This is a genomic window from Aeromonas bestiarum, assembly GCF_000819745.1.
Taxonomy (GTDB): Bacteria; Pseudomonadota; Gammaproteobacteria; order Enterobacterales; family Aeromonadaceae; genus Aeromonas; species Aeromonas bestiarum.
In genome coordinates, this window is record NZ_CDDA01000015.1 from 493,847 (window position 1) to 508,058 (window position 14,212).

The 14,212-nt window shown below is 61.0% G+C and carries 12 protein-coding genes; 7 read left to right on the forward strand and 5 right to left on the reverse strand.

Going from position 1 to position 14,212, the window contains the following annotated elements; translation table 11 throughout:
• Nucleotides 1–161: 161 nt before the first annotated feature.
• The gene (locus BN1118_RS09385; RefSeq protein WP_244463598.1) at nucleotides 162–1,103 is read left to right on the forward strand and encodes a site-specific integrase; all 942 of its coding nucleotides are present in this window, start codon (nucleotides 162–164) and stop codon (nucleotides 1,101–1,103) included.
• 169 nt (nucleotides 1,104–1,272) lie between these two features.
• Entirely contained in the window at nucleotides 1,273–1,545 is a 273-nt protein-coding gene (locus BN1118_RS09390; RefSeq protein WP_043555712.1) for a RepB family protein, read from the forward strand.
• 210 nt (nucleotides 1,546–1,755) lie between these two features.
• Here BN1118_RS09390 and rsmF read toward each other — a convergent pair whose 3' ends face one another.
• The 4 genes from rsmF to BN1118_RS09410 all read right to left on the reverse strand — a co-directional run bounded on the left by rsmF (nucleotide 1,756) and on the right by BN1118_RS09410 (nucleotide 7,225).
• Nucleotides 1,756–3,186 carry a 16S rRNA (cytosine(1407)-C(5))-methyltransferase RsmF gene (rsmF, locus tag BN1118_RS09395; protein ID WP_043555873.1) on the reverse strand — a complete coding sequence of 477 codons (1,431 nt, stop codon included), beginning with the start codon at nucleotides 3,184–3,186 and terminating at the stop codon, nucleotides 1,756–1,758.
• A gap of 134 nt (nucleotides 3,187–3,320) precedes the next feature.
• Nucleotides 3,321–5,873: an MlaD family protein gene (locus BN1118_RS09400; protein ID WP_043555713.1), complete on the reverse strand. Its 2,553-nt coding sequence runs from the start codon at nucleotides 5,871–5,873 to the stop codon at nucleotides 3,321–3,323.
• Between the two features lie 133 nt (nucleotides 5,874–6,006).
• The gene (locus BN1118_RS09405; protein WP_043134796.1) at nucleotides 6,007–6,615 is read right to left on the reverse strand and encodes a paraquat-inducible protein A; all 609 of its coding nucleotides are present in this window, start codon (nucleotides 6,613–6,615) and stop codon (nucleotides 6,007–6,009) included.
• Nucleotides 6,593–7,225, reverse strand: a complete 633-nt coding sequence (locus BN1118_RS09410; RefSeq protein WP_043134795.1) for a paraquat-inducible protein A — start codon at nucleotides 7,223–7,225, stop codon at nucleotides 6,593–6,595. The genes BN1118_RS09405 and BN1118_RS09410 overlap by 23 nt, the downstream gene beginning before the upstream one ends.
• Before the next feature lie 148 nt (nucleotides 7,226–7,373).
• Between BN1118_RS09410 and prpB the strand changes: the two genes are divergently transcribed.
• The 3 genes from prpB to BN1118_RS09425 all read left to right on the forward strand — a co-directional run bounded on the left by prpB (nucleotide 7,374) and on the right by BN1118_RS09425 (nucleotide 10,983).
• Nucleotides 7,374–8,261 carry a methylisocitrate lyase gene (gene prpB / locus BN1118_RS09415; protein WP_043555715.1) on the forward strand — a complete coding sequence of 296 codons (888 nt, stop codon included), beginning with the start codon at nucleotides 7,374–7,376 and terminating at the stop codon, nucleotides 8,259–8,261.
• Between the two features lie 11 nt (nucleotides 8,262–8,272).
• On the forward strand, nucleotides 8,273–9,400 hold the full coding sequence (gene prpC / locus BN1118_RS09420) for a bifunctional 2-methylcitrate synthase/citrate synthase (protein ID WP_043555716.1): 1,128 nt from the start codon (nucleotides 8,273–8,275) through the stop codon (nucleotides 9,398–9,400).
• A 137-nt stretch (nucleotides 9,401–9,537) separates the two neighbouring features.
• Nucleotides 9,538–10,983: a bifunctional 2-methylcitrate dehydratase/aconitate hydratase gene (locus BN1118_RS09425; protein ID WP_043555717.1), complete on the forward strand. Its 1,446-nt coding sequence runs from the start codon at nucleotides 9,538–9,540 to the stop codon at nucleotides 10,981–10,983.
• 84 nt (nucleotides 10,984–11,067) lie between these two features.
• Here the strand turns inward: BN1118_RS09425 and BN1118_RS09430 are convergent, their stop codons facing one another.
• The gene (locus tag BN1118_RS09430) at nucleotides 11,068–11,811 is read right to left on the reverse strand and encodes a DUF8198 family protein (RefSeq protein ID WP_043555718.1); all 744 of its coding nucleotides are present in this window, start codon (nucleotides 11,809–11,811) and stop codon (nucleotides 11,068–11,070) included.
• A gap of 259 nt (nucleotides 11,812–12,070) precedes the next feature.
• Between BN1118_RS09430 and BN1118_RS09435 the strand changes: the two genes are divergently transcribed.
• A complete protein-coding gene (locus BN1118_RS09435) occupies nucleotides 12,071–12,403 on the forward strand; it encodes a polyhydroxyalkanoic acid system family protein (protein ID WP_043555719.1) in 333 nt (110 codons plus the stop codon).
• Between the two features lie 301 nt (nucleotides 12,404–12,704).
• Complete coding sequence (locus tag BN1118_RS09440) at nucleotides 12,705–14,132, forward strand: wax ester/triacylglycerol synthase family O-acyltransferase (RefSeq protein ID WP_043555720.1); 1,428 nt, start codon at nucleotides 12,705–12,707, stop codon at nucleotides 14,130–14,132.
• The last annotated feature ends 80 nt before the right edge of the window (nucleotides 14,133–14,212 follow it).

A 14,212-nucleotide genomic window follows, 5' to 3' on the forward strand; every position in this document is an offset into this window, starting at 1 on the left:
TCATTATCGATACTTGATGTATATGAAGGATCCTGTAAGATCCTCCCAAACTTCATATTGAATCATAGACTTACGTGGCTTATCCGACCCTTGCCCCCTCCGCTCATCAGTCATTGCAGACTGTGTTCGATCCTCAGCTCAATAGCCGGGCGAGACGCTTCTTGCGCAGTGCCAAGGCGGATTCCACCCTCAATGCCTATCAGGCTGACACCCGTATCTTCGTGTTCTGGTGCCAGCTGCATGGGCTGGATCCACTGCAAACCACCCATCACGACATCATGAATTTTCTGGCAGATCAGGCCGATGGCATATTGGCGGACTGGGTATGGCTGGACAAGGAAGAGGGCAAGGGGGAACTGCGCAACGGCGAGCCGCGCAAACCCGCGACCCTGGTGAGACGACTGGCCGGGATCCGCTACGCCTTCAAGCAGAAGGGCATCCATCCCATGCCGACCGAACATGCCGAAATCAAGGAGATGATGCGCGGCATAGTGCGCCTTGGCGATAACCGCAAGCGCAAGACGGGGGCGCTGACCCTGCAACCCTTGGCCAGGGTACTCGATGAAATCGATACTTCCAGTCTGGCCGGTTTGCGGGATCACACCCTGCTGCTGTTGATGTTCAGCGGGGCTCTGCGTCGCTCGGAGGCGGCCAGAATCGAGGTCAGCGACCTCGATTTTGTGGGGCAGGGGATCCGACTTCGACTCAAGCCGAGCAAGCATCAGCTCCATGAAACCGAGATAGCACTCATACCCGGCAAGCAATATTGTCCCGTCTCGGCGCTGCACTCCTGGCTTAAAAAAAGCCGGATCGGCGAGGGGGCGCTGTTTCGTCGCATGAACCGCTGGGGTCAGCTTATGTCGGAACCCCTCGGTCCCCAGGGGATAAACCTGATGATCAAGCGGCGCACCGGCCAGGCCATCGACGATCTCTATGTCAGTGGCCACAGCCTGCGACGGGGATTCATCACCTCGGCCGTCACCGCCGGCAAACCCATGAACAAGATCATCGAGGTGACTCGCCACAAGGACATGCGTACCCTGCAGGAGTATTTCGACGATGCCCACAAGTTCTCCGATCATGCCCTGGATGGTTTGTTGTGACACTCCGCGTCACTGCATTTTTTATGTTAAATTTCATCTTGTTGATCTGATGATATATTTGTCGCGCTTTGCCAAGGTGCTCGATGGGAGGGGAGAATCCTCTTGTTCAGGCAACAATGTGCCACAGGTTAGAGATAACAAACCTTAAAGAAGAACATTGCAAGGTCATATGAGCCAGGAAATAAACGTGAATGAGGCCCAAGAGGCTGTCCCGCACAACAATGCCGAGCGGCAGCGTCAACATGTGAAGCGTAAACAGGAAACCCACAGCCGGTTGCAGTGCTGGATCAGCAATCGTCACGCAGAGCGGCTGCAGGCGTTGGGGTTGCACCTCGAAGACAGTCAAGCCTCACTCATCGAGCAGGCGATCGATCTGCTCTATCAACATGAGCTGTCATCCCAACCCCAGGTTGAGCAAGAGATGGCTGAGGCATTCGAGTGAGAGACGGGAAACTGAAAGTGCGGACATAAAAAAAGCCAGGTACGAATTCCTTGTACCTGGCATAGGGGAATTGGCTCCTTGCAGAGCCGTGCGCTAACTGGTGTTCGGATAGCCTTAAGCTTAGACAAGGCTCAAGGCTTTTCAAGATCCGAGCAAAAGTTCAACCCGAGTGTGGGTTTTCAAGACTCGATCAGACGTGAGTTCACGCACTCAGGCGCCGAACAGATTGTTGTCGCGCACCAGCTCGCGGGGCAGGGCATTCTTGACCCGGCTGCCGACCCACTTCCCCATGCCCAGGGTATGACCCTGATAACGAACTATCACCTCGCCCGAGCCGGCTTCCTGCGCTGGCCAGACATCCCGCCCCATCATGAACTCCCGTGCATTGGCGCTGTCGAGTTCGATAATCCCGAGCGTGGCCTTGTCGCCATAGGCCAGCGCCCACTCATGGGTGAGGCGATAACCCTTCTTGAAGGTCTCCGCCAGCTTGATGCCGATGCGATCGAACCGCAGCTTGCCCTGCACCTGCCCAAACAGATGAGGGAACAGCCAGATCTCGTCATTGCGACCAAACAGCTGGCCCAGGGGGGCCACGCCAAAATTGGCTTCAATCTCGCGCAACATGGGCTCGGCCTCTTTGGCCGGCAGGGGCGAGAAGGGGAACTTGCCGAGTTTTCCCGGCTTGAACATGGTGTTGGGCACAGAGTGATGTTTGCGCAATCTGGCGACGAAAAAGCCCTCACTGTCGAAGATCTGGGGCCAAACGTGCAGATATCCTTCGGGCGTACAGGCCTGCTCCGCATGGGGGAACAGGTCGGCCAGCGAGTCAACGCTCAGGGCATCGCCGAACTTGTCCAGCAGGGACTGACAGACCGCCTGGTTCTCCTGCTCGCTCAAGGTGCAAGTGGAGTAGACCAGCACGCCACCGGGTTTGAGGGCATGAAAGGCGCTCTCCAGCAACCCTTGCTGCACGGCGGCAATCTCGTCGATGCTCTCGATGCTCCAGTTGCGCAGGGCGTCTTCATCCTTGCGTACCGTCCCTTCGCCGGAGCAGGGGGCGTCGAGCAGTATGGCGTCGAAGGTCTCCGGCAACCACTGGCCAAACACCTTGGCATCGAAGTGGGTCATGCCCACATTGGTCACGCCGCAGCGCTGAATGTTGGCGCTGAGCACCTTGAGCCGGCTGCTGGAATATTCATTGGCAACCAGCATGCCCTGGTTGTTCATCAAGGCCGCGATCTGGGTTGTCTTGGAGCCGGGGGCGGCGGCCGCATCCAGCAGCATGCCATCCCGCTTGACCTGAGCGCTGGCAAATAGCGCCGTCACCGGCAGCATGGAACTCGCTTCCTGGATATAGAAGAGGCCGCTCAGGTGTTCTGCGGTATTGCCAAGGGGCACGCTCTCGTCGTTGCGACTCAGCCAGAAGCCGGTCTCGCACCAGGGTACGGGCTCGAGCTGCCAGCCCAGCGGTTGCATCTGTTCGACAAATGCGGGCACCGAAATCTTCAGGGTGTTGACCCGTATGCTGCGGCGCAGTGGGCGCCGGCAGCTGGCCACGAACGCATCCATGGTGAGATGCGCCGGCATGATGGCCGCAATATGGTGCAAGAAGTGATCGGGAAGGTAGGTATTGTCGTGCACTGTGCCGTCTCGCTGACCCAAAAAGAGGGGCGACATCTTATCACAGGGCCAGGAATATTCTTAACGGCCAATGAGCAAGTGGGAAATGAACAAGCCCGGCACAGGGCCGGGCTTGGATGAAACAAGAGAGAAGATCAGGGCTGGATGCGAGGGCTCCACTCCTGCCACTCCTTCTCTGCCTTGCCATACAGCGGGTAGCTGTGACCGGCCTTGACGGTCGAGCCCATCTCCCGCTCCGGGGTATTGAAGGCGATGCCGCCCGCCAGCAGGCTCTGCACGGTTTCCACCTCTATGGTGCCGCCGGTCAGGCCTATGTCAGCCTTGACCCCGGAGACATTCCAGAAGCGGGTGTTGGCCCGCACCAGATGGGCATATTCCTTGTCGACATTCGCCTCGATCAACACCTCGCTGCCATCGCGTGCCAGCGCGACCCCGGTGACGCTGCCCACCATGAGTTTACGAAACAGCAAGGGGCTGCCGACACTCAGGCCATTGACCGATGGGCTCTTGAGGGTCAAGGCCAGGCCAATCGGGCCACTCTGACTCAAGGGGAAGCGATCCTTGCCGGCTCCCTGACCTGGCTGAGCCTCCACGAAGGCCCCTTTGATCAGGGTGTCGAGGTGAGCGACGCCGCCCAGCCCCAGCTTGGCCTGTACCAGGGTGAAGCGGGCGCCGGATTGCAGGAAACGCTCGGCATACTGCCCATCCAGCTCGGCCTTGAAGATAACCTGACCCAGCGACGGTTCCAGCTCGATCTGCTCAATCTTGCCGATGTCGACCCCGCGATAGCGGATCGGGCTGCCGAGGCCCAGACCCGGATTGTTGTCGGCTACCAGAGAGAGGCTGCGCACTTTCGCCTTGGCCTGCTCCTTGCTGTCAAACAGCTGGTGACTGCTGCGGCCAGTACCGAGTCGATCGAACTCGATGGCGCCGCGCAGCAAGGTGGCCAGATTGCCCACCTTCACCTGCACACCATCAACCCGCACCCGGGTATCCAGCGCCGGTTTTTTCCAGAACTGCGGCAGTTGTGAGAGCAGGGGGGCATAGACGCCGTCGATTTCGAGCTCGATCTCGACCCCTTCCTTGGCGGCGCGCAGCTGCTTGACCTTGCCAGCTTCCAGCCCCAGATAGAGCACGGGAGAGCCGATGCCGATGCCATCGGCCTGTTCAGCCTTCAATAACCAGCGCTGAGGCTTGGCGTCCCGGGTGCCGAGCAGAGCCAGCTCCTGACTCGGGTAGAGACGGTTGATCCGCTCACCACTCGCCGCCTGCACCAGCTTGATACCCCCGCCGATCCAGGCGCTGGCCGGGCTGGTCTCCACCTTGATGCCGCTGAGATCGGCATCGATCTGCAGCGGCGCTGCCCGATAGAAGCGGGCCCGAGCCAGCAGATGCTGATACTGGTTGTTGACCACCAGGGCGACGCTGGCATTGCCCCTGGCATCCAGGGTCAGCTGGCTGATCTGGCCGACCTGCAGCCCCTTGTACCAGAGCGGCGCCCCTTCATTGAGCCCCGCCAGATCGTCGGCCTGCAGAGTGACCCGGGTGCCACTGACCTGATCCTTGCTGCTCAGGGCCATGGCCCTGACCCTGTCGCCTTCCACGTAGTCGAGGCGAATGGCCGGGCCAGCCAGCAGGCGATCCGCATGCTTGAGACCGGCCGCACCGAGGGAGACAGTCTCCCAGACGAGGCGGCTGTTGCCGGTGATCCTAAATGCCTGTTCAGGGTTGATCAGCGCCGTCACCACCCGACCCTTGTCGGTCAGGCGGATGGGGTCAATCCGGCCGATTTCGATCCCTTCATAGAGGATGGGCATTCCCTCCTTGATGGGCAGATCACCGGCCAGGATGTCGATCCGCTCGCCACGGGCCGCTTCGGCCAGCCCCTTGTAGAGGACAAAGGTCTGGCCTTTCTCCGGCTCGGGGGAGGCCTTGGGGGAGTCAAACGCTATGCCGCCGCTCAGTATGGAGGTAAGGCTGCCGGCTTCCACATTGACCCCGGCCAGGCTGAAGGAGCCCTTGATGCCGCTGATGTTCCAGAAGCGGGTGTCGGCCTTGATGAGGTGTTCAAAACGCGGCTCGATCACCAGATCCAGGATCACGTTCTGGTTGTCCTGGCCGAGGCGGGCGTTGATGACGCTGCCCACCTCGATGCCGCGGAAATAGAGCTTGGCGCCGATGCCGACCGATCCCAGCGAATCGGCGGTCAGGTGCAGCATGCGCCCCTGTGCCTGATAGCCGGGGGGAGGGCCGTCCAATGCATCGAACTCCTCCTCCAGCGGATTGTTGTCCCGACCGGGTTGCAGGTTGATATAGTTGCCGGAGACCAGGGTATCCAGGCCTGAGATCTCGGTGAGCGAGGCCTTGGGGCTCACCAGCCAGAAGTCGGAGCCCTTGCGGATAAGCGGCCGGGCCCGGCTGTCAATCTTGGCCAGTACGGCTATCTTGCGACCGTCTGCGGCCAGCTCCAGCTCCTGCACCACGCCGATGGCCACGCCCTGATAGCGCAACTGGGTCTTGCCCGGCAAGATACCGTTGCCCTGGGCAAAGTTGATGCGAATAAGTTGGCCACTGCTCGCAAACTGCTGGTAGATGAAACCACCCGCCAGCAAGAGGGCGATAACGGGCAACAACCAGACTGGCGACAACCAGCGACGCTTCTCAATGACGGGTTCAGCCCCGATCATACCGACTCCTTAATTGGCTGAGATAAACAGCAGTTCAGATACATAGTCCCCCGCGCTTTGCCTTGCGACAGCGCAGGCGGTTATTCACCATTCGGGCATCCCCAGACAGGCGGGATGCGTGTTCAACAGGCCATCAACGGGCCGCCTTGTCCCATAGCAAGCGGGTATCCAGCATGCGGGCCGACATCATGGTCAGTACCACCACACCGGCAAACGCCGTGGCGCCGGGCCCAGCCCGCACATTGAGCAGCACGCCGCGATCCACCAGGGCCACCATCAGCGAGATGACGAACAAATCCAGCATGGACCAGCGGCCGATGAAGTCGATGATGCGATACATGATGAGCTGGCGCTTGCGGCGCACCGGCTTGCTCCGCTGCAGCTGCCAGCAGATCCAGCCCAGCCCCAAAATCTTGCCCACCGGCACTATGATGCTGGCGGTCAGCACTATGGTGGCGATCCCCGACATCTTGCTGCGATAGAGCATCATGATACCGCTGAAGATGGTGTCGGACTGCAATAATCCCTTGTTGTAGAAGTGGGTGATGGGCAGCAGATTGGCAGGCAGCAACATGAAGGTGGCCAGCGCCAGCAAACCCCAGGACCAGGCCAGGGAGTGGGGGATCCGCACCTGCAACCGGCTGTGGCAACGGGGGCAGACGCTGCCCGCCCGATAGCGCACCAGCAGGCCGCAGGTGTGGCAGCGGCAGAGCCCCAGCTCACGGGCGCTGGTCTGGGACATGATCCGGTTCCTCCAGGGGTACTCGCTCCCAGTAGGGGGCGGGATCGAACAGGATCAGCAGCGTCATGTTGAGCAGCATCAGGATCCCCAGGCTCAGCAAGCCACCGCCGAGGCGCACATCGGCGATGTCGATCAGCTTGAACAGGGCGACCAGCAGGCTGACGATGTAGACCTCCAGCATGGCCCAGTGACGAAACACCTCCACGGCCTTCAAGGTCGGCGCCAGTATGTGCCAGCGTTTGGCAAGGCCGGAGGCCAGCGCAAAGATCCCCAGCAGCAAACCCACAGGCGCCAGCACGGCGCACCAGAACACCAGTCCCGCCACCCAGAATTCGTGCTCGACCATCAGCACCAAAATGCCCTTGAGCAGGTTCGCATCCGAGTTCACCCCGGCCAGACGCAGGTAGATGAGCGGTTCGAAGAAGGCAGAGGGCAGCAGCAGGAACCCCGTGATGGTCAGCGCCATCAACTGGGAGGGGCGAAAGGCGTAGCGTCCATACAGATGCTGGTGACAGCGGGGACAGTGAGCGTGGCGGCGCAGGGGCAATAACTTGCGTTCGATCAGCAAGTCGCAAGCCGGGCAGACGATCACGGGATTGGGATCCGACATTACGATTCAACCTGTTGAAGGAATTGGTGAAATTTACCCTAAAACCCGCGTCCTGTCTTGCCTGGCGCCGTTCTGCCACGAAAGTATGATTGACGTTAACGTAAACGTGATATTAGATAGTCGAACCAGACAAATGAAAGGAGTCATGATGTCCAGCCTTACCCCCTCGGCAGGTCTGCGGTTTCGCACCGCCCTTGCCAACGAACGGCCACTGCAGATCGTCGGCACCATCAATGCCTACATGGCCCTGATGGCCGAGCGTAGCGGCTTTCAGGCTATTTACCTCTCCGGTGCCGGGGTGGCCAATGCCTCCCATGGCCTGCCGGATCTCGGCATGACCTCCCTCAACGACGTGCTGATCGACGCAGAAAGGATCACCGCGGCGACCAAGGTGCCGCTGTTGGTCGACATCGACACCGGCTGGGGCGGCGCCTTCAATATCGCCCGCACCATTCGCGCCTTCGAACGCGCCGGAGTGGCCGCCGTGCACATGGAAGATCAGGTGGCCCAGAAGCGCTGTGGTCACAGGCCCAACAAGGCGGTGGTCTCGCAGGAGGAGATGTGCGATCGCATCAAGGCGGCGGTGGATGCCCGTGAGAACGGGGAGTTCGTCATCATGGCGCGCACAGATGCGCTGGCGGTGGAGGGGATAGGCCCGGCGCTGGAGCGCGCCGCCGCCTACGTGGCCGCCGGGGCCGACATGATCTTCGCCGAGGCGGTGACCGAGCTCGGTCAGTATGACAGCTTCAAGCAGGCCGCCGGGGTGCCCATCCTCGCCAACATGACAGAGTTCGGCAAGACAGATCTGTTTGACAAGGAGGCGCTCGCCGCCCACGGCGTCGACATGGTGCTCTACCCGTTAAGCGCCAGCCGGGCGGCCAATCAGGCCGCGCTCAACGTCTACCAGCACATTCGCCAGGATGGCCACCAGAGGGCCGTCGTGGACACCATGCAGACCCGGGAAGCCTTGTATGACTTCCTGGGCTATCACCATTACGAGCAGACACTGGATCGTCTGTTCATATCCAGGGATTAGGAGGCAAGGTTATGGGACAACAGAAGCCATTGGGCGGCGCCGGCCTGCGGGGTCAGAGCGCGGGGGAGACCAGCATCTGTACCGTGGGCAAGAGCGGTACCGGGCTCACCTATCGCGGCTATGACATTCAGGAGCTGGCAGACGGCGCCCAGTTCGAGGAGGTCGCCTATCTGCTGCTCAAGGGCGAGCTGCCCAGTGAACAGCAACTGCTGGACTACAAGCGCGAGCTGCGTCGCCTGCGCAGCTTGCCCAAGGCCCTGCTGGAGGTACTTGAGCTCATTCCCGCCAATGCCCATCCCATGGATGTGCTGCGCACCGGCTGCTCCATGCTCGGTGATCTGGAGCCGGAAGAAGGCTTCGAGCACGAACATGAAGTGGCAGATCGCCTGCTGGCCGCCTTCCCTGGCATACTGATTTATTGGTACAAGTTCAGTCATGAAGGGGTGCGCATCGCGCTCGATACCAACGAGGAGTGCATCGGTGGCCACTTCCTTGCCCTCTTGCACCAGAAGGCCCCGAGCGAGCTGGAACGCCGGGTCATGCACGTCTCCCTCATTCTCTATGCCGAGCACGAGTTCAACGCCTCCACCTTCGCGGCCCGGGTCTGTGCCTCGACCCTGTCCGATCTCTTCTCCTGCGTGACCGCCGCCATCGGTACCCTGCGCGGCCCGCTGCACGGCGGCGCCAACGAAGCCGCAATGGCGATGATCGAACCCTGGCAAGATGAGGTTCAGGCCAGGGGCGAGCTGCTGGCAAAACTCGCGGCCAAGGAGAAGATCATGGGCTTTGGCCACGCCGTCTATCGCACCTCGGATCCGCGCAACGTCATCATCAAGGCGTGGTCGGCCAAGCTGGCCGAGGCGGTGGGGGACACCCGTCTCTACCGCGTCTCCTGCGAGGCGGAGAAGGTAATGTGGGAGGAAAAAGCGCTTTTCCCCAACGCCGACTTCTTCCATGCCAGCGCCTATCACTACATGGGGATCCCGACCAAGCTGTTCACCCCCATTTTCGTCTGCTCGCGGGTCACCGGCTGGTGCGCCCACGTGATGGAGCAGCGCGAGCACAACAGGATCATTCGCCCGAGCGCCGATTATGTCGGCCCGGCCCCCCGTCATTTCGTCTCTTTGCAACAACGATAAGATGCAGCGCCCTGCCATCGTCGACATCCACCACGGCCCGGCGCCTGCGCAAGCAGGCCTGTGTGGTCATGTGTCGGCGATGGCGGCCCAGCCGCTCGTCACCTCCTTCTATTCACAACAACGATAAGGAAATCACGATGTCCGCCAACGTCGACGTCAACCACAGACCCGAACCCGATCAGGTGCTGGTCGATATTGCCGATTATGTCTGCAGCCACCCCATCACCAGCCAGGCCGCCCTCGATACCGCCCGCTACTGCCTGATGGATACCCTGGGCTGCGGCCTCTTGGCCCTGCGCTTTCCCGAGTGCACCAAGCATCTGGGCCCCATAGTCGCGGGCACCACTGTGCCCCATGGCGCCCGGGTGCCCGGCACCCAGCTCTGCCTCGATCCGGTCAAGGCGGCCTGGGACATAGGCGCCATCATCCGCTGGCTCGATTACAACGACACCTGGCTTGCCGCCGAATGGGGCCACCCCTCCGACAACCTGGGGGGCATTCTGGCCACAGCCGACTGGCTGTCGCGCACTCGCGTGGCCGAGGGCAAGGCGCCGCTCACCATGGCCGATGTGCTGATGGCCATGGTCAAGGCTCATGAAATTCAGGGAGTACTGGCGCTCGAAAACTCCTTCAACCGGGTCGGTCTCGATCACGTGGTGCTGGTGAAGGTCGCCAGCACCGCAGTGGTGACCCATATGCTGGGGGGCAATCGCGATCAGGTGATCGATGCGGTCTCCCAGGCCTGGGTCGATGGCCAGAGCCTGCGCACCTATCGCCATGCGCCGAATGCAGGGTCGCGCAAGAGCTGGGCGGCCGGGGATGCCACTTCCCGCGCCGTGCGTCTGGCGCTCATCACCATGAGCGGCGAGATGGGCTATCCCGGCGTATTGAGCGCACCCAAGTGGGGCTTCTACGACGTGCTGTTCAAGGGCAACCAGTTCGCCCTGCATCAGGGCTACGGCAGCTATGTGATGGAGAACGTGCTGTTCAAGATCTCTTACCCCGCCGAGTTCCACGCCCAGACGGCCGTCGAGTGCGCCATGAAGCTGCATGGGGAGGTGAAAGGGCGGCTCGACGAGATCGACCGCATCGAGCTCACTACCCATGAGTCGGCCATTCGCATCATCAGCAAGGTAGGCGCCCTCAACAACCCGGCGGACCGGGATCACTGCCTGCAGTACATGGTGGCCGTGCCGCTCATCTTCGGGCGCCTCATTGCCGAGGATTACGAGGATGGCATAGCGGCCGATCCCCGCATCGATGCGCTGCGCGCCAAGATGGTGGTGCAGGAAGAGAAGCGCTACAGCCGCGAATACCTGGAGGCGGACAAGCGGTCGATTGCCAATGCCATCCAGGTCTTCTTCAAGGATGGCAGCCACAGCGCCAAGGTAGAGGTGGAATACCCGGTCGGTCACCGCCGTCGTCGGGAGGAGGGGATACCGCTGCTGGTGGAAAAATTCCAGCACAACCTGGCCACCCGTTTCCCGGCCAAGCGGGTACACGAGATCCTCGCCCTCTGCCAGGATGGCAAGCAACTGGCCGCCACGCCGGTCCACGCCTTTATGGACTTGCTGGTGATTTGACCGCTCTCCTATCGGCGCACAGGGAGAAACGAGAAGCGGGCCATTCGGCCCGCTTTTTCATGTCTGCCTGCATGACTCCCGAGGTCAATCCAGCATTGTGCTGTCACCTGCCAGCAGCGCTTCCATGATGGCCGTCTCGCGGCTGGCGATGGTTTCCAGAAACTCGTTGGCCCGCCCCATCTGATGGCAGACCCGATAGCCGCGCTCGACAAACGAGAAGAGCTCGCCGAGCCCTGCCAGATGGGCCGGTCCCGAGATAAGCTTGAGAGTGGTGCCGAGGAAAGGCTTGCGGGCCAGCCTGTCCAGGGTGAGCCCCAGATCGGTGACCAGGGTTATCTGATGGGCCCGCCGCTCGGGTTCGCCCACCTCCCGATAGGCGAGGGCATACGCCTCTGCCGTCAGCCGATGGATGGCCCCACTACGGCGCAGCGCCACCACCATCAGGTAGTCGAGCTCCTCGGAGAGGGCATCGAGCTCGATCGCCTGGGCCAGCACCTTGAGGCCGGACTCCGGCAGCAATCGCTCGGCGGTGGGCATGACCCGCATCACGTCCGCATCGCGGCGGGCGCAATCGCCCGGGCCGTAGAGATCCGTCAGGAAGAACTGTGCGGCCGGCCCGTAGCGTTTGCTCTGCAGCAGATCGCCGTGGGTGCGGCCCAACCGATCCGCCTGCCACTGGCGCAAGCTGTCCCTGTCTTGTTGATCTTCCGGGTGGGTACGCATCTGTTCGCGCAGGGAGGCAACCCGGTTGAGCTGGCGATAGAGCCGCCCCAGGGTACTCTCGTCGTCAGCTTGCGGGTCATCGGCTATGTGTGTTTCTTGGGTCATATGCTGCTCTCTGGTGACCTGCACCGAATGGCCTGGCGGCTAGATAAAACGAGGGCATGAACCCTGACAGGGAAGCGGAACTGCCACTCGGGTACGCCTTTGCCTGTCAGTGTAACGCGAGCGGGAACGAGGAGAAATGCATGGAGCATTTACTCAACCGGCTTTGTTAAGTGAGTCCCAATTATGTTGCAAATGGCTTTCACTTGTTTGATTCATATGTTTAATATCAATAAATATTGTCACCGCTCAGAGAGTTAGCATGTTTCTATACGATCCCCTTGTCGGCAGCAGCCTGTCGACCATCAAGGTCAACCGCCAGCATCCCCTAGGATTGGCGGGGGCACGGCTCGCCGCCGAAGCCATCGCGCAGGACATGAGCGAAGAGTACGAACTCGACTGTGAGTGGGAAGATGAGGAAGAGACCCGGCTGATGTTTCGTGGCGCCGGGGTCAATGGCTTTCTCTGCCTGACCGACAACAGCCTGCAGCTGGAGGTGCGTCTCGGCCTGATGCTGCTGCCGGTACGCAGCGTGCTGGAGCAGGAGATCCTCGAATATGTCGATCATCGTCTGCCTTGCCCCAGTCAGGGATAGCCCGAACGGGAATTCAACATTCACCCAATACAGTCGCCGAAATAGCAGGGAATTCGTATTCCTGTATATTAACTGAACGAAACGCATCCTCCGGATAACCATATTTTGGAAGGATGCGAGCGGGCGGATTATGTGTTCTGCGATGAAATGTTCACGGCGCTACGTGTTGTTCTGCTCCGGCAAAAAGAATTAATCGAAGCGTATTAGCACCAACATATACGACACCTGTTTGTTCGCCATCGAGTATTTTGTTTTCATGAGAAGGGCGCGGACAAATAAGCGAAACGGTAGGGAAAATACCATGTCACCCTGTGAACTTATCTCCTGTGTCGATACCGCCTGGCTGCGGATGGACAGGCCCAACAATCTGATGCAGATCGTCGGCGTACTGATGTTTGACGGTCAGCTGGATGAAACCCGACTGCGAGAGAGCCTGCTGCACACAGTACGGGTACAGCCGCGCTTTGGACAGAAAGCCAGTCTGGAGGGGGGCGAATATTACTGGCGCACCGATCCTGACTTTGATCTCGACCTGCACCTCAAGCGGGTGATCCTGCCGGGCAAGGCCGGCAAGGAGGAGCTGGAGCGGCTGGTGGCCGATTTTGCCTCCACCCCGCTCAACCACCAGCGTCCCCTGTGGGAGATGCACCTGGTGGATACCTCTCTCGGCGGGCAGGCGCTGGTGGTGCGTTTCCATCACGCCATGGGGGATGGCTTCTCCCTGGTGCGGGCCATGCTGACCATGATGGACGAGAGCCCGATCTCGGCCCCCAGACCGCAACCCGAGCCGGTAGCCAACGACGACAGCGACGAGGATCACGATCATCAGGGCAGCCGCCTGCTGCGGGCCGGGCTCAAGCTGACCGGCACCCTCTGGTCCAAGTATGTCGAGGTGCTGACCCATCCCACCAAGGCGATGGATTACCTCAAAACCAGCCGGGACGTGACCGCCGAGCTTTACACCATAGCCACCCTCTCCGACGATGCCAAGACCCGGCTGAAGGGGGAAACCGGCAGCACCAAGCGGGTAGCCTGGTCTGAGCAGATCCCGCTACCGGATGTGAAGGCGGTGGGACGGGTGCTCGGCTGTTCGGTCAACGATCTGCTGATCGCCGCCACCGCAGGGGCGTTTCGCCACTATCTGCTGGCGCAGGGGGACGAGGTCGATGGCGTCGAGATCCGTGCGCTGGTGCCGGTCAACATGCGCGCGCCCGACGACAAGGGGGCCCTTGGCAACCGCTTCGGGCTGGTGGCCCTGGACCTGCCCATCGACATAGCACACCCGCTGCAGCGGCTCCATGCGGTGCGGGATCGGATGCAGGCGCTCAAATCCTCCCTGCAACCGGCCGTGGTGCTGAATTTGCTGGAGGTGATGGGCATGGCCCCCAGGGCAGTGCAGCAACAGGCCATCGACATACTGTCGGCCAAGGCCAGCGCCGTCATCACCAATGTGCCCGGCCCCCAGCAGACCCTCTATCTGGCCGGTGCCCGCCTGCGCCAGCCGCTGTTCTGGGTGCCTCAGGCCGGTGACATCGGGGTTGGTGTCTCCATCCTCTCCTATGACAACAAGGTGCAGCTCGGCCTCATCACCGACAAGAAGCGGGTGCCGGACCCTGATCTCATTGCCCTGCGCTTCGCCGTGGAGTTCGAACAGCTGCTGTTGCTGGTGTTGATGGAGCCGGACTTGCTCTACGATCCCGAGATGCTGGATCAGCTGCTGCACGGCTGAACCGCGTTAGCACGCCACCTGACATGAAACAAAGAGGCCAACCCGGGGGTTGGCCTCTCTCATTGCGCAGCGCCGCCGGA

Coding starts and splice junctions, on each gene's coding strand:
- BN1118_RS09400 (WP_043555713.1), bottom strand. CDS start 5,873: ATGATCGGGGCTGAACCCGTCATTGAGAAGCGTCGCTGGTTGTCGCCA.
- BN1118_RS09435 (WP_043555719.1), top strand. CDS start 12,071: ATGTTTCTATACGATCCCCTTGTCGGCAGCAGCCTGTCGACCATCAAG.
- BN1118_RS09410 (WP_043134795.1), bottom strand. CDS start 7,225: ATGTCGGATCCCAATCCCGTGATCGTCTGCCCGGCTTGCGACTTGCTG.
- BN1118_RS09405 (WP_043134796.1), bottom strand. CDS start 6,615: ATGTCCCAGACCAGCGCCCGTGAGCTGGGGCTCTGCCGCTGCCACACC.
- BN1118_RS09440 (WP_043555720.1), top strand. CDS start 12,705: ATGTCACCCTGTGAACTTATCTCCTGTGTCGATACCGCCTGGCTGCGG.
- BN1118_RS09390 (WP_043555712.1), top strand. CDS start 1,273: ATGAGCCAGGAAATAAACGTGAATGAGGCCCAAGAGGCTGTCCCGCAC.
- prpB (WP_043555715.1), top strand. CDS start 7,374: ATGTCCAGCCTTACCCCCTCGGCAGGTCTGCGGTTTCGCACCGCCCTT.
- BN1118_RS09430 (WP_043555718.1), bottom strand. CDS start 11,811: ATGACCCAAGAAACACACATAGCCGATGACCCGCAAGCTGACGACGAG.
- BN1118_RS09425 (WP_043555717.1), top strand. CDS start 9,538: ATGTCCGCCAACGTCGACGTCAACCACAGACCCGAACCCGATCAGGTG.
- prpC (WP_043555716.1), top strand. CDS start 8,273: ATGGGACAACAGAAGCCATTGGGCGGCGCCGGCCTGCGGGGTCAGAGC.